Source organism: Lacinutrix undariae, from assembly GCF_052934785.1.
On sequence record NZ_CM128809.1, the window covers coordinates 1,145,318 to 1,165,359 of the forward strand.

The 20,042-nt window shown below is 31.5% G+C and carries 17 protein-coding genes and 1 tRNA gene; 7 read left to right on the plus strand and 11 right to left on the minus strand.

What is annotated here, in order from left to right; genetic code table 11:
- Window positions 1–39 precede the first annotated feature (39 nt).
- The 5 genes from accB to pdxA form a co-directional block, all read right to left on the minus strand.
- Window positions 40–519: an acetyl-CoA carboxylase biotin carboxyl carrier protein gene (accB, locus tag ACU4C5_RS05075; protein WP_446845970.1), complete on the minus strand. Its 480-nt coding sequence runs from the start codon at window positions 517–519 to the stop codon at window positions 40–42.
- A gap of 37 nt (window positions 520–556) precedes the next feature.
- Window positions 557–1,555 carry a beta-ketoacyl-ACP synthase III gene (locus ACU4C5_RS05080; protein ID WP_446845971.1) on the minus strand — a complete coding sequence of 333 codons (999 nt, stop codon included), beginning with the start codon at window positions 1,553–1,555 and terminating at the stop codon, window positions 557–559.
- A gap of 179 nt (window positions 1,556–1,734) precedes the next feature.
- On the minus strand, window positions 1,735–1,938 hold the full coding sequence (gene rpmF / locus ACU4C5_RS05085) for a 50S ribosomal protein L32 (protein WP_076662774.1): 204 nt from the start codon (window positions 1,936–1,938) through the stop codon (window positions 1,735–1,737).
- Window positions 1,939–1,944: 6 nt separating this feature from the next.
- Window positions 1,945–2,484, minus strand: coding sequence for a YceD family protein (locus ACU4C5_RS05090; protein ID WP_446845972.1), 540 nt, complete (start codon window positions 2,482–2,484; stop codon window positions 1,945–1,947).
- A 73-nt stretch (window positions 2,485–2,557) separates the two neighbouring features.
- Window positions 2,558–3,604: a 4-hydroxythreonine-4-phosphate dehydrogenase PdxA gene (gene pdxA, locus ACU4C5_RS05095; protein WP_446845973.1), complete on the minus strand. Its 1,047-nt coding sequence runs from the start codon at window positions 3,602–3,604 to the stop codon at window positions 2,558–2,560.
- A 137-nt stretch (window positions 3,605–3,741) separates the two neighbouring features.
- Between pdxA and ACU4C5_RS05100 the strand changes: the two genes are divergently transcribed.
- Window positions 3,742–4,329: a riboflavin synthase gene (locus ACU4C5_RS05100; protein WP_446845974.1), complete on the plus strand. Its 588-nt coding sequence runs from the start codon at window positions 3,742–3,744 to the stop codon at window positions 4,327–4,329.
- On the opposite strand, the gene ACU4C5_RS05105 is transcribed toward ACU4C5_RS05100, so the two are convergent.
- The 3 genes from ACU4C5_RS05105 to mce form a co-directional block, all read right to left on the minus strand.
- Entirely contained in the window at window positions 4,322–4,534 is a 213-nt protein-coding gene (locus ACU4C5_RS05105) for an Fjoh_0651 family PID-CTERM protein (protein ID WP_446845975.1), read from the minus strand. The genes ACU4C5_RS05100 and ACU4C5_RS05105 overlap by 8 nt on opposite strands.
- An 896-nt stretch (window positions 4,535–5,430) precedes the next feature.
- A tRNA-Ile gene (locus ACU4C5_RS05110) sits at window positions 5,431–5,504 on the minus strand.
- A 76-nt stretch (window positions 5,505–5,580) separates the two neighbouring features.
- The gene (gene mce, locus ACU4C5_RS05115; protein WP_446845976.1) at window positions 5,581–5,985 is read right to left on the minus strand and encodes a methylmalonyl-CoA epimerase; all 405 of its coding nucleotides are present in this window, start codon (window positions 5,983–5,985) and stop codon (window positions 5,581–5,583) included.
- Window positions 5,986–6,151: 166 nt separating this feature from the next.
- On the opposite strand from mce, the gene rbfA reads away from it, so the two are divergent.
- Together rbfA and ACU4C5_RS05125 are read left to right on the plus strand one after the other, a co-directional pair.
- Window positions 6,152–6,547, plus strand: coding sequence for a 30S ribosome-binding factor RbfA (rbfA, locus tag ACU4C5_RS05120; RefSeq protein ID WP_446845977.1), 396 nt, complete (start codon window positions 6,152–6,154; stop codon window positions 6,545–6,547).
- Between the two features lie 4 nt (window positions 6,548–6,551).
- Window positions 6,552–7,754, plus strand: a complete 1,203-nt coding sequence (locus tag ACU4C5_RS05125) for an ABC transporter permease (protein WP_446845978.1) — start codon at window positions 6,552–6,554, stop codon at window positions 7,752–7,754.
- Between the two features lie 104 nt (window positions 7,755–7,858).
- Here the strand turns inward: ACU4C5_RS05125 and dusB are convergent, their stop codons facing one another.
- A complete protein-coding gene (dusB, locus tag ACU4C5_RS05130) occupies window positions 7,859–8,848 on the minus strand; it encodes a tRNA dihydrouridine synthase DusB (protein ID WP_446845979.1) in 990 nt (329 codons plus the stop codon).
- Window positions 8,849–9,126: 278 nt separating this feature from the next.
- Entirely contained in the window at window positions 9,127–11,544 is a 2,418-nt protein-coding gene (locus ACU4C5_RS05135) for a TonB-dependent receptor domain-containing protein (RefSeq protein ID WP_446845980.1), read from the minus strand.
- Window positions 11,545–11,697: 153 nt separating this feature from the next.
- Between ACU4C5_RS05135 and lepA the strand changes: the two genes are divergently transcribed.
- On the plus strand, window positions 11,698–13,494 hold the full coding sequence (lepA, locus tag ACU4C5_RS05140) for a translation elongation factor 4 (protein WP_446845981.1): 1,797 nt from the start codon (window positions 11,698–11,700) through the stop codon (window positions 13,492–13,494).
- Between the two features lie 115 nt (window positions 13,495–13,609).
- Here the strand turns inward: lepA and ACU4C5_RS05145 are convergent, their stop codons facing one another.
- Entirely contained in the window at window positions 13,610–15,457 is a 1,848-nt protein-coding gene (locus ACU4C5_RS05145) for a cation:proton antiporter (RefSeq protein ID WP_446845982.1), read from the minus strand.
- A gap of 229 nt (window positions 15,458–15,686) precedes the next feature.
- Between ACU4C5_RS05145 and ACU4C5_RS05150 the strand changes: the two genes are divergently transcribed.
- The 3 genes from ACU4C5_RS05150 (at window position 15,687) to ACU4C5_RS05160 (ending at window position 20,026) form a co-directional block, all read left to right on the plus strand.
- On the plus strand, window positions 15,687–16,544 hold the full coding sequence (locus ACU4C5_RS05150) for an MBL fold metallo-hydrolase (protein WP_446845983.1): 858 nt from the start codon (window positions 15,687–15,689) through the stop codon (window positions 16,542–16,544).
- Window positions 16,545–16,557: 13 nt separating this feature from the next.
- Window positions 16,558–18,156: a S8 family peptidase gene (locus ACU4C5_RS05155; RefSeq protein ID WP_446845984.1), complete on the plus strand. Its 1,599-nt coding sequence runs from the start codon at window positions 16,558–16,560 to the stop codon at window positions 18,154–18,156.
- Between the two features lie 67 nt (window positions 18,157–18,223).
- Window positions 18,224–20,026: a M1 family metallopeptidase gene (locus tag ACU4C5_RS05160; RefSeq protein WP_446845985.1), complete on the plus strand. Its 1,803-nt coding sequence runs from the start codon at window positions 18,224–18,226 to the stop codon at window positions 20,024–20,026.
- Window positions 20,027–20,042: the final 16 nt, after the last annotated feature.

Below are 20,042 nucleotides of genomic sequence, written 5' to 3' on the forward strand. Positions count from 1 at the left end.
ATTGGATTTTGAGATTTGTCTATTGGAATTTTTAAATGGTTATGATGGATCTACTAAAAATAATGGTTGATCAAATTCTACTGGAGAAGCATCATCAACTAATATTTTTACAATTTTTCCTGAAATTTCAGATTCAATTTCATTGAATAATTTCATTGCTTCAATAACACAAAGTACATCACCTTCTTTTATTGTTGTACCCACTTCTACAAACACAGATTTGTCTGGAGATGGTTTACGATAAAACGTCCCAATAATTGGTGATTTAATAGTAATATATTTTGAGTCTTCTTCTTGAGCCGCTGCTTGAGCAGGTGCTACAACTTCAGCAACAGGAATAGCAGCAGGAGCCATTTGAGCTTGTGCCATTGGTATCTGTTGTAGAATTGTAGTTGCTTCTGCTTTATCATCACCACCAGTTTTAATAGTGATTTTAATATCGTCCATTTCTAATTTAACCTCACTTGCTCCAGATTTAGCAACAAATTTGATTAAGTTTTGAATTTCCTTAATATCCATAATAAATTAGATTAATTTTTAGTTAGTAATTATTTTTTTAGGAGTTATAAGCCCATTTTAAGTAAATAGACCCCCATGTAAATCCGCCACCAAATGCAGCAAATACAAGGTTATCACCTTTTTTAAGTTGAGTTTCAAAATCAGCTAATAATAACGGAAGTGTTGCTGATGTTGTGTTTCCGTATCTATGAATGTTTTTAAGCACTTTAGATCCGTCTAAATTCATACGATTTGCAGTTGCATCAATAATTCTCATGTTGGCTTGGTGTGGTACTAACCAAGATACATCATCGTTTGATAGATTGTTACGTTGCATTATTTTTTCGCATACATCTGCCATATTTGATACGGCAAATTTAAATACAGTACGTCCGTCTTGATGTACAAAATGTTTTTTGTCTTTAAGCGTTTGTTCACTTGGAGGTAAGAGTGATCCACCTGCATCAATTTTAAGGAATTCTCTTCCTGAACCATCACTACGTAAATATTCGTCTTGAAGTCCTAGACCTTCTGTATTTGGTTCTAATAAAACAGCTCCTGCACCATCACCAAAGATGATACATGTTGCTCTATCTGTATAATCAATTATTGAAGACATTTTATCTGCTCCAATAAGTAGTATTTTTTTATATCTTCCTGCTTCAATATAAGCTGTTGCTGTAGATAAGCCGTATAAGAAACTAGAACATGCTGCTTGCAAATCATATGCAAAAGCATTTGTTGCTCCAATTTGTGTAGCTACAAATACTGCTGTTGATGCTACGGGAAGGTCTGGTGTTGCAGTTGCTACAATTACCAAATCAATTTCCTTAGGATCAAGTTGCTTTTTATTTATAAGGTCTTGGGCTGCTTTTATGGCAAGGTAAGATGTACCTTCTCCTTCTTCTTCTTTAAGTATTCTTCTTTCAGAGATACCTGTTCTAGAAGTGATCCATTCATCGTTAGTATCTACCATAGTTTCTAAAACTTTGTTAGATAATACAAATTCTGGGACATATCCCCCGACAGCGGTTATTGCTGCTGTGATTTTACTCATTTTTTCTTTGTTAGTTACTCGGAAATTTGGCAAAAAAAGCCAAAAACGCGTAAATTTTTATTGAATCTACCACTTTTCTAGATAAATCTTATGCAAATTAAGTTGTTTTTGAGACATTCAAAAATTAATCACAAAAAAAACGCTCTGTTGTGAGCGTTTTTTGTATGCATGCATAATAATTATGCTAAATTCTCTTCTTTTTCAGAGTTGTCTATAAGAACTTGTCCTCTGTAATAAAGTTTCCCTTCATGCCAGTGAGCTCTGTGGTATAAGTGAGCTTCTCCTGTTGTAGGACACGTAGCAATCTGAGGTACAGAAGCTTTGTAATGTGTTCTTCTCTTATCTCTTCTAGTTTTAGAAATCTTTCTTTTAGGATGTGCCATTTTATATTATTTATCCGTTAATAGTTTTTTTAATGTATTCCAGCGAGGATCTGTTTCCTCTGATTCACTCTTAATTTTGTCGCCTTTTGGGCTTAATTCTTCTAATTTTTCAAGTATGTCCGAGTCTAGTGTGCCATCTTCTACCCCTGGGTGAACACGTTTAGCTGGCATTGATAATATAATTAATTCGTAAATAAATTGTGCTACGTTTAATTCATATTCTCCATGAGAGATAATTAAGATATTTTCATATTCGTCATTATACTCATCTCCAAACTTCACTACGAGATCAAAATCTCCTTTAACTTCTTGGTTGTATAGCTCGTTAGTAACGTCACAATTAACGTTTACGAAGCCTTCAACTTCAAAGTGTAATTCAAAAAATGTAGATTTTTTTTCAAACGTTAAGTTTGTTTTAATGTCTACATCATTAAATTCGTCATACTCAAAATGTTCAAAGAACTTTTTATCAATTTGATAATCAAAATGATGTTTTCCTACTTTTAAACCAATAAACGGTATTAAATAATCCTTTAGCGGTTTCATATTCACAATCATTTTAAGCCTGCAAATATATAAACTTTTTATTTACAAAGCTATGTTATAAACAAAAAAATGTTTATATCTTTTTTGGAGCACGTTTTAGAGGGCTTTTTGAAAGCTCTAAATACTCTTCTCTGTTTTTAAATATTTGTAATGCAGAAAACAAGGCTTCTTTAAACGAACTCTCGTCTGCTACTCCTTTTCCGGCGATTTCATATGCAGTACCGTGATCTGGTGAAGTGCGTATTTTATTTAATCCAGCGGTGAAATTTACACCTTCTCCAAAGGCTAAAGTTTTAAAAGGAATTAATCCTTGATCATGATAAGATGCTATAATAGCATCAAATTTCTTGTAGCTATTAGATCCAAAAAAGCTATCTGCTGAATAAGGACCAAATACTAATTTTCCTGATTTTTTAATTTTTTGAAGTGTAGGACTCAATATTTTATCGTCTTCTTCTCCAATAACACCATTATCTCCTGCATGAGGGTTTAAGCCTAAAACGGCTATTTTAGGTTTATTAATTTTAAAATCTTGTACTAATGATTTATATACGGTATTTATTTTTTCTTCAATAACCTGTGGTGTTATATGACTTGCCACGTCTTTTACAGGAACATGATCAGTAAGTAAACCTACTTTTAAAGTATCGGTTACCATAAACATAAGGCTTTTTCCTCCTAATACTTCTGCTAAATAATTAGTATGACCAGGAAAGTTAAAAGTATCTGATTGTATATTATGCTTATTTATTGGCGCAGTAACTAAGACATCTATCTCACCTTCCTTTAATGCATTTGCTGCACGTTCTAAAGATTTTACGGCATAACCTCCTATTGTTTTGTTTTCTTCTCCGAATTTAATGGTTACGTTTTCTTTCCAAATATTTAAAACGTTTACTTTTCCATCTACAACTTGGTTGATATCATTTAACGCATGAAAGTTAATACTGCTTTTAAAGTGTTTTTTAAAGAACGACATAACTTTAATTGATGCAAAAATAACTGGAGTGCAAAAATCTAACATGCGAGAATCTTCAAATGTTTTTAAAATGATTTCTGGTCCTATTCCATTTAAGTCTCCTACCGATATACCTACTCTAATTTTTTCTTCTTTTTTCATCTTTGGATATTCGTATTATTTAAAAAGGAAATACGAAGTTATTAATAGATTGAAAAATCATTAAAATCTTTCACTAAAAATGCTTTGCTTTGTATATCCTTTTTATTTGGTGCAAATTTAATTAATTATTCGACATTATGTTTACTGGAATTATTGAAGATATAGGAAAAGTTACTCGCTTACAACATGAGCAAGAGAATCTTCACCTTACTATAGAGAGTAATATCACTCCTCAACTTAAGATTGATCAAAGTGTTTCTCATAATGGAGTATGTTTAACGGTGGTTGAAATCACAGACAACAGTTATACGGTTACTGCTATTAAAGAAACTTTAGATAAGACAAATATTGGTAATTTAAACACCAATGACGCTGTTAACCTAGAACGTGCCATGAAATTGGGTGATCGTTTGGATGGACACATTGTACAAGGTCATGTAGATCAAACTGCAGTTTGTACGTCTGTTGTATCTCAAGAAGGGAGTTGGGCATATACTTTTAAATATGATGCTTCTTTAAATAATATGACTATTGAAAAGGGGTCTGTAACAGTAAATGGAGTGAGTTTGACAGTTGTAAACTCAAAAACCGATGAATTTAGTGTAGCAATAATACCGTACACTTTTGAACATACTAATTTCAATACCTTTAAAGTAGGAAGTATTGTAAATATTGAATTTGATGTTCTTGGAAAATATATTCAGAAATTAAACAGCACTAAATAGTCTGTTTTCTTGACTGTTTTAATTTTACAACAATACCAAACACAATAGCCATTACTAACACATAAGGCAATGCCGTATCTATAGGCAATCCTGGTGGTGGTGGTGGTGCAGGTGGTTGAGGCACTGAGGTTTCCTGAGCAACAGATACAAAACTTATTAATACTAATAAGATTGAGGCTAAAATGGTTTTATTTTGTATTCTCATTATTCCTTTGCTAAAAAAAAGCAAGCTATCAAAATTTTGATTCTTAAAAGTTAAATCTATGTAAATAATAAATTATTTATAGATACTTTTAAATATAAAAAAATTCTTTCTTAGGGGCTTGAATGATTTTTTTTAAATAGTTCTTATTTGGGGTGTAAATGTATAAAAAAAAAAATCCAAAAGGATAAACTCCTAAATAATATTCACTTAGGTTACATCAAACGCTTTTAAAGTCTTTATCATAAAACAACTTTAAACAACTTATATTAAAAGGTTTAAGTTTATTTATTACATTATCTAAAATACTCATTTTTTCTATTCATATAGTTTTATGACGAATAAAATGTTTTTAAAAAAAATGTTTTATTAAAAAGTGAGCTTTAAACTCTTTTTATATACCTAAATGTATAAAAAAACTACAAAACAATAATTTGAAGTTGGTAATAAATTACTACTATATGGTAAACGTTATTGTATGCAAATCATCATTAATGCCAACAACATCACATGTATTTAGCATTACAGCAGCTGCCGCAAGTGCAACTATTAAATAAAGCGTAAATATATTTCTTCAACTGAAAACTACATCAAAAATACTTTTGTAATTGTGAAAACAAGTGATTAGCTACTTTATATTGAATATAAAATATTGAATAACTTAATACTCATTTTTTTATACTACATCTCTTTTTACTTACTCATAATCATCACTAGTTACAAACTAACGCAAGCAGAAGGTAATATTATGAAGTCTTTAAATTTTGGATATAAAAAGTTATTAATTATCGTAAAGACTATTTATTGAAAGTAATTGTAATGTTTTAGAGAGGTTTTGATTTAATTATTTACATCTATAAACCAAAAAAACCTTTCAATAAATTGAAAGGCTTTTGTTGTGGTCCCACATGGACTCGAACCATGGACCACCTGATTATGAGTCAGGTGCTCTAACCAACTGAGCTATAGGACCAATTAGTATAAAACTAATCTCTCTTATAATAAGAGTTTGCAATATTAATACATTTTTTAAAACTCTACAAGAAAAATTACGGCTTTATCTCTTGGCAAAGTTCAATTAACACACCATTTGTTGTTTTTGGGTGTAAAAATGCTACCAATTTGTTGTCGGCTCCTTTTTTAGGAATAGGGTTTAAAATTTTAAAACCTTCGTTGCTTAAACGCTCAATTTCAGCAACTATATCATCAACAGCAAAAGCAATATGATGTACACCTTCACCTTTTTTATCAATAAATTTAGCAATGGCACTATCTGCATTAGTAGCTTCTAATAATTCTATTTTATTTGGTCCAGATTTAAAAAAAGAAGTTTTTACCCCTTCACTTTCTACAGCTTCGGTTTTATAATGTGGCACACCTAACAAGGCCGAAAACAATGTATTTGAAACCTCTAAGTCTTTTACTGCGATACCAATATGTTCTATTTTATTCATTTTAAGGATGTTTTATGCTATTGAGACAAATTTAATGCCTTTAAAAATAAGATAATCTTTAAATATGCTATATTTTTGCAAATTGAAAGCAACATAATTGCTTTTATCCGTAAATTACTACCAATATTAATTTTGGGAACCTTTTACGATTAAAACATATATTACATTGGAAGAAAGTCACAGACAGAAAAAAATAGGAGGAATTTTACAAATAGATTTAGTTGAAGTCCTTCAAGGAGCCGCTACAAAAGGTGGATTAAGAGGTGTAATTATCTCGGTAAGTAAAGTAAATGTAACCGCAGATTTATCTGTAGCTAAAGTTTACCTAAGCATATTCCCTAACGATAAAGCACCAGAATTATTAGTAGGAATTCGCTCAAACACGCCACTTATAAGACACGAATTAGCGCAACGTACAAAACACCAATTACGTCGTATGCCTAATCTTGAGTTTTTTATTGACGACTCACTAGAGTATATTGATAATATTGAAAAATCTCTAAGAAGGGAAGAAAACCCAATTTTAGATCCAGAGTTATTAAACAAGCGTAAAAAATCGTAACCGATTGAATGTTTCTCTATATATAGCAAAACGTTACCTGTTTTCAAAAAGCAGCAGCAACGCTATAAATATAATGACCATAATTGCCGCATCTAGTATTATCATTACTGCTGCGGCTTTATTTATTGTACTATCTGGCTTTGCAGGATTAAAAGATTTTAGTCTGCAATTTTCATCTTATGTTGATCCAGATTTAAAAGTTTTACCGTCAAGCGGAAAATCTATACAGCTATCACCTAGCCAAATCCAAGACCTAGAACATATTGAAGGTATTGCCTTGTTTTCAAAAATTATAGAAGAACATGTGATTCTTGATTTTGATGAAAAACGACAATTAGCTACCATAAAAGGAGTTGATGAAAACTATACTAAAGTTACCGCAATTGATACCATGATTACCTACGGAAATTGGTTTGAAAACAACACCAATCAAGTCGTTGCTGGTGGTTTGGTGGCTCATCATTTATCTATTGGAATTTTAGATTATACCAAACAACTCACCATAGCAGTACCAAAACCCGGAAAAGGACAAATAAGTTCTGTAAAAGGTGCTTTTAATACTATAAAAGCATACAATGTTGGCGTATTTCAAATTAATGAAGAGTTAGATAGTAAATATCTTTTTGCCGATATTAATACCGCAAAACGCTTATTAAACTACAATGACAATCAAATAAGTAGTCTTGAAATAAAACTAAATGCTAACGCTAATCAAGAAGCTATAAAACAACAATTACTCACCCTTTTTGATCACCAAGTTATTGTTAAAAACCGGTCGCAACTTAACGATTCGCTCAACAAAATGCTAAATACCGAAAACCTAATGGTGTATCTCATTTTTACACTCGTTATAATTATTGCCTTATTTAATATTGTAGGCGTTTTAATTATGATGATTTTAGATAAAAAAGGCGCTTCAAAAACCTTATTTAACTTAGGAATCACCGTAAACCAAGTGAAACAAATATTCTTTCTACAAGGAAGTTTAATGACTATATTAGGTGGTGCAATTGGCTTGTTTTTAGGATTTGTAGTTGTGTTTTTACAACAACAATTTCAATTGGTAATGCTTACGCCATCTTTACCTTATCCTGTACAAATTAAAGCTATCAATTTTGTAATTGTAATGCTTACAATTGGTGTTTTAGGAATTTTAGCTTCAAAAGTGGCTTCTGCAAGAGTTAAAAAAGGATTAATTACCGAGTAGTTTTTTAATACGACTAGCTGTTTTCTAAGTAAAACAAATCGTAAACTATTCTACCTACAACTGTAATAAAGAAACTATTTCATGCTCTTTTCGTCATAAAAATATTAAAATTCGTATCCCGAAAACTTTTGTAACACTTCATCAAAGGCTGCAAATACATCTTTTGAATCATCGCTAGTTACCATTTTCATACGGTATTCTTTAAAATGCGGAATCCCTTTAAAATAGTTAGTATAGTGACGTCTGGTTTCAAAAACTCCAAGCGTTTCCCCTTTCCAGTCTATAGCCATTTGTAAATGTCTGCGAGCAGCATCTACGCGTTCTTCAAGAGAAATTGGTGCTAAGTGTTCACCGGTATTAAAAAAGTGTTTTACTTGCTTAAAAAACCAAGGATTTCCAATAGTTGCTCGTCCAATCATACAACCATCTAGCCCGTATTCATCGCGCATTAACATGGCTTTTTCGGGAGTATCAACATCGCCATTTCCAAATACAGGAATGTGCATACGTGGGTTATTTTTTACCTGAGCAATTGGTCCCCAATCGGCTTCTCCTTTATACATTTGTGCACGTGTACGTCCGTGAATTGAAATGGCTGCACAACCAACATCTTGCAAGCGCTCAGCAACTTCAACAATACGAATAGAATCATGATCCCATCCTAAACGGGTTTTTACAGTAACTGGTAAGTTGGTACGTTTTACAATTTCGGCAGTAAGACTTTCCATAAGACAGATGTCTTTTAAAATTCCGGCACCAGCGCCTTTACTTACTACTTTTTTTACAGGACAACCAAAGTTGATATCAATAATATCTGGGTTAGATTTTTCAACAATATCAATAGTTTTGAGCATACTATCTAGGTTGGCTCCAAAGATTTGAATCCCTACAGGACGTTCTTTTTCGTAGATATCTAATTTCATGGTACTTTTTACAGCATCACGAATTAAACCTTCGCTAGAAATAAATTCGGTATACACCACATCGGCGCCTTGTTCTTTACATAAAGCTCTAAATGGAGGATCACTAACATCTTCCATAGGTGCTAAAAGTAATGGAAAATCGGGTAACTCAATTTGGTCTATTTTTACCATAATAAAACGTAATTTCTATGTCTATTGTATCGTAATTACGATCTACAATTAGGGTTGTGGGATTTCTGTCTTCAAAAAAAAAGTTATCCTATTTATAATAATGATAAGCTTTTTGAAGGTAGAAACTATTAAAGCGCGAAATTAATCATTAAAAGCCGTTCTTTAAAAAAATATAATAAAATCACGTATACTTTATGATTTTACAATATAATTAATAAAAATAAGATGAAGAGAAATGATAGGAACAAGAACTGCTTCTCTACTATTTTAAAGGTGTTTTACTTATTTAAACGATCGGTCTCATCTAAAGTTTTTGAATAGCTATTGGCTTTTAACTTTACATTACCAAAATTATAACGGAACCCAAGTTTAATGTAGCGGTTATCGGCATCCATTCTAACAGAATTATTTTGAAATAAATAATTAGAACTGATATCAAAATCTTGTGCATTAAAAATATCGTTAACATATAACGATACCACTCCACGTTGTTTTAAAACCGTTTTAGAGATCGCTAAATTTGAGCCTATTCTATTTTCCACAACACGAAACCCTTGCATGTTTTTACCTAACCACATTAAGCTAAAATTCACAGACAAACTATTGTCTTTTAACAGTGATACATCATTAGTAATAGCGGTATAATTAGACCACATATCACGCTTATACACGGTATTTGCTGTGGTAAAAGTTCTTACATCTTTTTTATTATAAAAAGACGTTACAGCATATATAAACCAGCGTTTAGAAAGGTAAGAATTGTACACAAAATCAAAACCATACTCAATAGTTTCATCAAAATTAGTTGGCGAATAAGTAACTAGATTAGTAGTATTATCTTGTACTGGTAATTCGTAAATATTGTTTTTAGCTTTGGAGTAATAACTCTCAATCGTATAGGTATCTTTAAAACTAATACCTACGTTCATATAATCATTAATTACGGGTTGTAAATTTGGATTCCCTAAATACAATGTGTTATCATTGATATAAAACTTAAAGGGATTTAAATACTCATAACTTGGTCTGTCAATACTCTTTTTATAGTTGGTATATAGGTTTAAATTATCTGAAGCTCTAAAAGTAATACTCGTTGATGGAAACCATTTTAAATAGTCTTGAGAGTTGGTTTCATCTTCTGTAACCGAGTAGCCATCTACATTAGTTTGTTCGGCTCTAACACCTATAGCTAAATTCCATTTTTTCCAATCACGAGTATAATTTACATATCCAGCAAAAATAGTTTCATCATAATTAAAAGCGTTAGTATTGTTAGTATTTAATACTGGTGTCCCAGAAATAATATTGTAGTGTTTAATATCACTACTATTATCAATACTAGATGTTTTTAAACCTGTTTCAAAAACTGCTACATCACCAATTGGTAAGGTATAATCTAATTGTGTTGTAAAAATATTTGTATCCTGATCACTAAATGTGTTGTACACTGAGTTTTGAATAAGCATCGCATCGGCATCAAAATAATTATTATCTACATCTTGTTGTCTTTCATAATTAAAGAATGTGTAGTGTGCATTAAATGCTAATTTTTCTTCAGGATTTTTAAAAAGGTGTAAATAATCAATATTTAAACCTACGTTTTCTTTTTCATCAAAAGATAAATTATTGGTATCAAAATGACCGCTTAAATCATTATTAACATCAAACATTGTAGTACGATTTTTTACCAAATATTCAAAATCAGGTAACCATAATAGAGAAGAAGAAAACTCTAAGCTATTTTTATCATCAAACGCGTAAGATATATTAGCATTAAGATTGTGTGTTTTAGACCAAGTATTTCTGTTGATATTAGAACGCCATGTTTCGGTAATATTCTTGTCTTGATCTAAATAAAAAACAGCTTCATCACTATCTCTATTTATTTTACTATCTGTATAATTATAGTTAACATAAACATTTAATTTTTCGGTTTTAAAAAAATGGCTCGTACCAAAATTATACCTCGGAAAAACACCTTGTGTATAGTTTGCAAACACACTTCCTTTATAACCTGCAATAAGATTTTTACTCATTTTTATGTTCACCACTACCCCGCTATCTGCATCATATTTTGCCGATGGGTTGGTAATCACTTCAATAGATTGAATGTTATTTGCTGATGCGCCTTCAAAAAGCTGACTCAACTCGGTAGCTGATAAATGCATGCGTCTGTCATTTATATATATTGTAGGCTGAATATTTTTTACTAAAAACTCATTATCTAATACAATAACACCTGGTGTATTTTTTAAAACTTGTAGAATATTTCCTTCAATTAAAGCTGAATTTTCAACATTAAAGATTAACCGATCGGCTTCTTTTTTTAATGTAGGTTGTTTATATACAAGATTAACTTCATTAAGTGTTTCTAGATTTTCAGTTAAACTAATTGTATTTAATATAAGATCATTTTTTACTGTAATCGTTTGAAAAAAATCGTGATACCCCAAAAAACTCACCTTAATAAGATATTGAGAAGCTTCAATTTTATCAAATTTAAAATTTCCTAATTCATTGGTAGAAACCCCTTTTACAATTGTAGAATCACTTGTAGTCAACAACATGACATTAGCATACGAAACCTCAGAATTTTGATTATCAACAACTTGTCCTTTAATAGAGAAATTTTGACTAAAAACAGATAAAGGAAAAATACTTGCTAACGTTAATATAATGTATGGGAGAGATTTCAAATCTTAATGTTTTTATAATGCAATATACTCTTTCTGTTAATTTTTTTAACTAAAAACCTTATAAATTCTTTATTATTAATGTTATAAATAAAAAATATTTAATGGATGATAAATCACTTATATTTGCAGATCTTAGTTTGAAGATTTGATTTTATGAAAAACATTAGAAATTTTTGCATCATTGCACATATAGATCACGGTAAAAGTACGCTTGCTGACCGTTTGTTAGATTTTACTGGCTCAGTAACTGCTAGAGAACAACAAGCGCAGTTGCTAGACACTATGGATCTTGAGCGTGAACGTGGGATAACCATTAAATCGCATGCCATACAAATGGACTATGAGCAAGATGGCGAAAAATATGTATTAAATTTAATTGATACCCCAGGACACGTTGATTTTTCTTACGAAGTATCGCGTTCAATCGCTGCATGTGAAGGCGCATTACTTATTGTAGATGCCGCACAAAGCATACAAGCACAAACCATATCTAACCTTTATTTAGCGTTAGAGAATGATTTAGAAATTATTCCGGTATTAAATAAAGTAGATTTACCAAGCGCAAACCCAGAGGAAGTTACAGATGATATTGTAGACCTTTTAGGTTGTGATCCAGAAGATGTAATTCACGCTAGTGGAAAAACTGGTTTTGGAGTAGATAACATATTAAAAGCAATTATTGAACGTATTCCTGCTCCAAAAGGAGATGTTGATGCACCACTACAAGCTTTAATTTTTGACTCTGTTTACAATACATTTAGAGGTATTGAAACGTATTTTAGAGTTTTTAATGGTGAAATTAAAAAAGGACAAAAAATTAAATTTGTCGCTACAGATAACGAATATTTTGCAGACGAAGTTGGGACATTAAAACTAACTCAAGTAGCCAAAAAAAGTGTAAAAGCTGGAGATGTTGGATACCTTATTACAGGAATTAAAACAGCAAAAGAAGTAAAAGTAGGAGATACAATTACAGATTTTGATAACCCAACTACCAATATTGTTGAAGGTTTTGAAGACGTAAAACCAATGGTATTTGCAGGAATTTACCCTGTAGACACTGAGGATTACGAAGAGTTAAGAAACTCTATGGAAAAACTACAACTTAATGATGCATCTCTTGTATTTGCACCAGAAAGTTCGGCAGCATTAGGTTTTGGTTTCCGTTGTGGATTTTTAGGAATGTTACACATGGAAATTATCCAAGAACGTCTAGAACGTGAGTTTGATATGACTGTAATTACTACGGTTCCCAATGTATCTTACTTTGCGTATACTAACAAAAACCCTGATGAAGCTTTTGTGGTAAACAACCCAAGTGATTTACCAGATCCATCAACAATTAACAGAGTTGAAGAGCCTTTTATTAAGGCTACCATTATTACAAAAGCCGATTTTGTAGGAAATGTAATGTCACTTTGTATTGAAAAACGTGGACTTATAATTAACCAAACTTATTTAACACCAGTACGTGTTGAGTTAACTTTTGAAATGCCTTTAGCGGAAATTGTATTTGATTTTTACGACCGTTTAAAAACAGTTTCAAAAGGATATGCTTCTTTTGATTATCATCCAATAGGAATGAAAACATCAAAATTAGTACGTTTAGATATTTTATTAAACGCACAACCAGTTGATGCACTTTCAGCTTTAATACACGCTGATAATGCTCAAAACATTGGTAAAAAGATGTGTGAGAAGTTAAGAGAATTAATTCCTCGTCAGCAATTTGATATTCCAATACAAGCTGCTATTGGAGCTAAAATTGTATCGAGAGAAACTATTAAAGCACTTCGTAAAGATGTTACCGCAAAATGTTATGGTGGTGATATTTCTCGTAAGCGTAAACTTCTTGAGAAACAGAAAAAAGGTAAAAAACGTATGCGTCAAGTAGGTAATGTAGAAATTCCTCAACAAGCATTTATGGCTGTTTTAAAGTTGAATGACTAATACATAAACAACGCTAATAGCGATTTTAATACTATAAAAAATGCCTCCTTAAATAAATAAGGAGGCATTTTTTATGATCAATATATTAATAATCAGATATTTATTTTCATATTATCTAGCTTTCTAAAGCTACTTTTTCTACATCAATAGATTTCCCTAAGTAAACCAATTGCCAACCTGCTTTTATGTTTTCAACTTCTTTAGCAGATGTTGAAATAATATGAAGCTCATCATTGGTGTCTTTTATAAATAATGGAATGATGTCTTTATCTTTTTTAGTTACCGAAATTAGGTCATCATAATGTGCTTTATCATCCAATTCAATTTCTTGTATTGAAGGATATTTTTTAACCACTTCAAATAACGAACTATAATCATCTTTTAAAGAAAATAAAGCTTGTTTTGGGCTACTATTTGGATCGTTCATTTCGTCGCTAGTAATTAATCTAAACGAGCCATTTTCTCCAAATTGTTGTCCAAATTTACTAATAGCATACTCATTAATATCAGTACTTGCGGTAAGTGCCATAAGATATCCAATATCATTAAGCTCAATATTATCTAATAATGTATCTGAATAAATATTGGTATTTAAAGCCTCTAAACCTAACTCTTTAGCCTTTTTAATATTGTTTTGGTTACTATCAATTAATACTACATGACGATCGTTAGTTTCTAGATAATGACCTATAAGACGTGCTATTTTTGAAGCTCCAATAATTATAATACCTTCAGATTTCCCTAAAAACACACCAATTAATTTAGCAAAAAGTCGAGCAGTAGTAGCATTTAGTAAAACGGTTCCAAGTACAATTACAAATACTAATGGTGTAATATATTCGGCACCTGGTATGCCTTCTTTAGCGAGTTTCAACCCAAATAAAGAGGCAATACCCGCAGCAACAATACCACGTGGTCCTACCCAACTTATAAATATTTTTTCATTCAATTTTAAAGTCGATCCTTGTGTACTTAAAAACACACCTATTGGTCTAATTACAAACACAATAATAGCAAATAAAACAACCGTATTCCAATTAAAAATAAGTTGTAAATCCTGCATATTAATATTTGCTGCTAATAAGATAAATAAGATTGAAATTAACAAGACACTCAATGATTCTTTAAAGTAAAGAAGTTCTTTTAAATAGGGAGAATTAGAGTTCCCTAAAACCATTCCCATCACCACTACAGCTAATAAACCAGATTCGTGAGCAAAGGTGTCAGATAGTACAAAAACCCCTAAAACAGCTGCTAAAGCAAACACATTTAAAAGGTAATGAGGTATCCATTTTTTATTAATTGAAAAGTTTAATCCATGAGCAAAAGTGAATCCAAAAGTAGTTCCAAAAAGTACAATTTTACCAAACTCTATAAGTGCTGTTTTAGTAAATTCTTCACCAGCATCAACACTAATAAATTCAAAAACCAATACCGCGACCAAAGCACCAATTGGATCAATAAGAATTCCTTCCCATTTTAAAACTGCAGAGACATCTTTTTTAAGAGGAATATTACGTAAAATAGGAGTAATTACGGTTGGTCCTGTTACAATTATTAGTCCTGAAAACAAGAATGAAATTTCCCAGCTTAAATAAAACACAAAATGTGCAGCAATAGCTGCTCCAAAGAAAGTCACCATTGATCCTAATGTAATTAATTTGGTAATTACGGGGCCAACATTTTTCACTTCGGTCATTTTTAGGGTAAGACCACCTTCAAAAAGGATAATACTAATTGCTAAAGACACAAAATAAAATAAACTTTCTCCAGGGAAAAGACCTTTGGTACCATTCCAAATTGGTTCAATCCACTTGCTACCATCTTCAGATAAAAACTCCGAAGCAACAGGTCCTACAAGCAATCCTATAAGTATTAAAGGTAAAATTGCTGGAATTTTAAATTTCCAAGCCACCCATTGTGCCAATATTCCTAGAATAATAATTCCTGCAAGTTCTAACATCTGTATTTTTTTGTTAAAATACTAATTAAAATGAATATAGAAAGCGCTTTACATATTTCATACACTTAAATAAATCTTAAAATTAATTAATTATCTAAAAATCAATATTTTAAATTAGATAAACAAAGCTAATTTAAAGGTAATATCAACTGTAAATAATCATAATAAAAACTAAAGTATACCTACTAATTGCTTCAGTTTTTTTATTTTGCATTAAAAAGAATTCACAATGAACTTATATCCTATAGAATCAGGTAATTTTAAGCTAGATGGTGGTGCAATGTTTGGCGTTGTCCCAAAAACTTTATGGCAAAAAACAAACCCTGCCGATGCTAATAATATGATTGATATTGCGGCACGCTGTTTATTAATTGAAGATGGTAATCGTCTCATATTAATTGATACCGGAATGGGGGATAAGCAAAGTGATAAATTTTTTGGATATTACCACCTTTGGGGAAACCATACTATTGATGCTTCTTTAGCTAAATACGGATTTCATAGAGATGATATTACCGATGTATTTATGACGCATTTACATTTTGATCATTCAGGAGGTGCCGTACAATGGAATGCTAATAAAACAGGTTACGAAACTGCTTTTAAAAATGCGCATTTTTGGAGTAATAAAGACCATTGGCAATGGGCAACACAACCTAATAATAGAGAAAAAGCTTCTTTTTTGAAAGAAAATATTATGCCTATTCAAGAAAGCGGACAACTTAAATTTACATCAATCCCAGAAACTGATTTCTTAAAAAATTCAGAGCTTGGTTTTGATATTTTCTTTGCCAACGGACATACCGATAAGCAAATGATTCCTATGATTAATTATAAAGGGAAAACCATCTGTTTTATGGCAGATTTATTACCAACAGCAGGTCATTTACCGTTACCATTTGTAATGGGATATGATACTAGGCCATTATTAACACTTACCGAAAAAGAAAAATTTCTTAATTTGGCTGCAGATGAGAATTTTTACCTCTTTTTAGAACACGATGCTCACAACCCAATAATAACAGTAAAACATACCGAAAAAGGCGTGCGTTTAAACGATGTTTTAACTTGTAACGATCTTTTTTAATCCTACACTAAACATGAAATCTTTCAATAAATTAATAGCAATAACTGCTATATCAGCTATAATGGCAAGCTGTGGAACGTCTCGTATTATTTCTACGCCTATAGAAAATATAGATAGCATTCCACTAAAATTTTCAGCATTAACAGATACGCAATTGCAAAATTGGGGACATCTAGATTTAATAACAGATACCATTCCAGGAATAAGTTTAAATAAAGCTTACGCCGAAATTATTAAGAATAAAAAAGGAAAAACCACTATTGTAGCCGTTATAGATTCGGCCATAGATATTGATCATGAAGATTTAAGTGATGTAATTTGGGTAAACGAAGATGAAATTCCTAATAATAATATAGACGACGATAATAACGGATATATTGATGATGTACATGGTTGGAATTTTCTTGGAGACACTTACGATGAACAATTAGAATATGTAAGAATTTTAGCTTCGGGAGATAGTACAAATCCACAATATAGTGCTGCTGTTTTTGAATATCAAAAAGCGGTTGAAAAATACACACAGTTAAAATCACAATACCAAGCCATAACAGCACAAATAATAGCTGCCGACAAAGTGGTTTCTGGCTATTTAAAAAAACCTGAATACACTAAAGACGAAGTATACGCGATAACTACTGAAGATCAATCGGTAATTGAAGCAGCAAACATGATTAAATCTATTTATAGCTTTGGAATTGGTTCAGTAACCGAAACTAAAACAGCCATAACAAAAGATTTAGTTTCTATAAATGAACAATTAGATGTTTACCTAAACAAGTCTTATAAAGGTAGAAAAACAGGAGATAACCCTAATGACATTTCAGATGTTATTTACGGAAACTCAAATGTGAAACCGTATAAAGCTGATGAAAGTCACGGAACACACGTTGCTGGAATTATTGCTGCAAAACGTAACAATAATATAGGAATGAACGGAATTGCTAATAATGTGAAAATCATGTCGGTTAGAGTAGTTCCAAACGGAGATGAATATGATAAAGATGTCGCTTTAGCTATTAAATATGCAGCAGATAATGGTGCAAAAGTAATAAATATGAGCTTTGGTAAATACTATTCACCACATAGCGAGTGGGTGAGAGATGCTATCATTTATGCTAATAAAAAAGATGTTTTACTTGTAAATGCTGCAGGAAACGAAGGTATAAATGTAGATGATAAAGGTAATTTTCCTTCAGATGAATACCAAGGAAACGAAATTACAGATGCTTTTATTACCGTTGGTGCAATTACCCCAAAATATGGCTCTTTATTAGTCGCAGATTATTCTAACTATGGAAAAACTACAGTAGATGTTTTTGCTCCAGGATCTGATATTTATTCAACATACCCAAATAACACGTACGAATCTATTGATGGAACATCAATGGCTGCACCTTATGTTACTGGACTTGCTGCATTAATTAGATCACAATATCCAAAACTAACAGCTGTACAAGTAAAATCTGTTTTAATGAATTCTGGAATTGAAGTAAAAACAAAAGTAGTAGTTGGTGAAAACGGAATTCAAAATGATTATTTCAATACGTTTTCTAAATCCGGAAAAATAATCAATGCTTATAATGCTTTAATTATGGCATCTCAACTATAAAAACATATTAATATTACAGCGTTTTTCAACTTAAAAAAGAAAACGTCTCCATAAAAAATTATTTATAATGAAACATCTATTTATTGCCGCTTTTAGTACACTATTAGTTGCTTCTTGCAGCACATCAAAAGCCATTTATAAAAACGAATCTACACCAACTATTATCACCAATAATACCTATTGGCAACAACATGTAGATTATAAAATGGAGATAGATATGAATGTAAATACCTATCAATATAAAGGGAAACAAACCTTAGTTTACACTAATAATTCGCCAGATGTATTACATCGTGCATACTACCATTTGTACTTTAATGCGTTTCAACCAGGAAGCGATATGGATGTGAGATCACGTACTATTAGTGATCCAGATAAACGTGTTTCAACTAGAATTAATACTTTAAAACCAAACGAAATTGGGTATATCAAAGTAAATAGTTTACAACAAGATGGTACGCAATTAAAACATACTACTGTAGGAACTATTTTGGAAGTAGAATTGGCGCAACCCATACAACCAGGAGCCTCTGTAACTTTTACAATGGATTTTGATGCACAAGTACCAGAGCAAATTCGTCGTTCTGGAAGAAATAGTGCTGAAGGTGTGGCATTATCTATGTCACAATGGTATCCAAAATTAGCTGAATATGATTTTGAAGGTTGGCATGCCGACTCATATATTGGTCGTGAGTTTCATGGTGTTTGGGGAGATTTCGATTTAAAATTAACCATCGATAAAAATTATACCGTTGGTGGAACAGGATATTTACAAGATGATATTATTGAAAATGGCGACAAAAAAACATTACATTTTATAGCGCCAAATGTTCACGATTTTACTTGGGCTGCAGATCCAGAATATATTCACGATACTATGCAAGTTCCAGACGGACCGTTATTACATTTTTATTACAAAAACACGTTAACTGCAGAAGAACAACAAAACTGGAAAGATTTACAACCAAAAACCGTTGAAATTATGCAGTATTTTAGTGAGCATGTAGGAAAATACCCTTACAAACAATACTCTGTAATACAAGGTGGAGATGGAGGAATGGAGTATGCCATGAGTACTTTAATTACCGGAAAACGTAAATTTAGTAGTTTAGTTGGTGTTACTTCTCACGAAATAGCACATACTTGGTTTCAATTTTTATTAGCCTCAAATGAAGCGAGACACGAGTGGATGGACGAAGGTTTTACTAGTTATATTAGTGATATGGCTATGAATGAAATAATGAACGAAGGTAAAATTAACCCTATTGAAAGCGCTTATAATAGATACATAAAATTAGCTAAATCAGGAAAAGAACAACCTTTAACTACACACGCAGATCGTTATGCCTATAACAGATCTTATAGCGTTGCTGCTTACAGTAAAGGTGCTGTATTTATTTCGCAATTAGGATATGTAATTGGTGATGATAATTTAAAAGCAACCCTTAAAAAGTACTTTGATGATTTCTCTTTTAAACACCCAAGACCTATTGATGTTATTCGTTCTGCAGAAAAAGTTACCAATTTAGAATTAGATTGGTATTTGGTAGATTTTGCACAAACTACAAATACTATTGACTATGCAGTAACAGAAATTAAGGAGAATGTAGTAGCCTTAAAGCGTATTGGTCTTATGCCAATGCCACTGGATTTAACAGTAACCTATACTGATGGAACTACCGAAGATTTTTACATTCCATTACAAATGATGCGTGGAGAAAAACCTACAAAAGCAACTCTATTAAAAGATTGGGCTTGGGCATTTCCAACCTACAATTTTACAACTTCAAAACCTGTAAAATCTGTACAAATAGATCCTAAAGAACTTATGGCAGATATTGAAAAAGAAAATAACAGCCTAAAACTATAAGCACTTAAAAATTAGT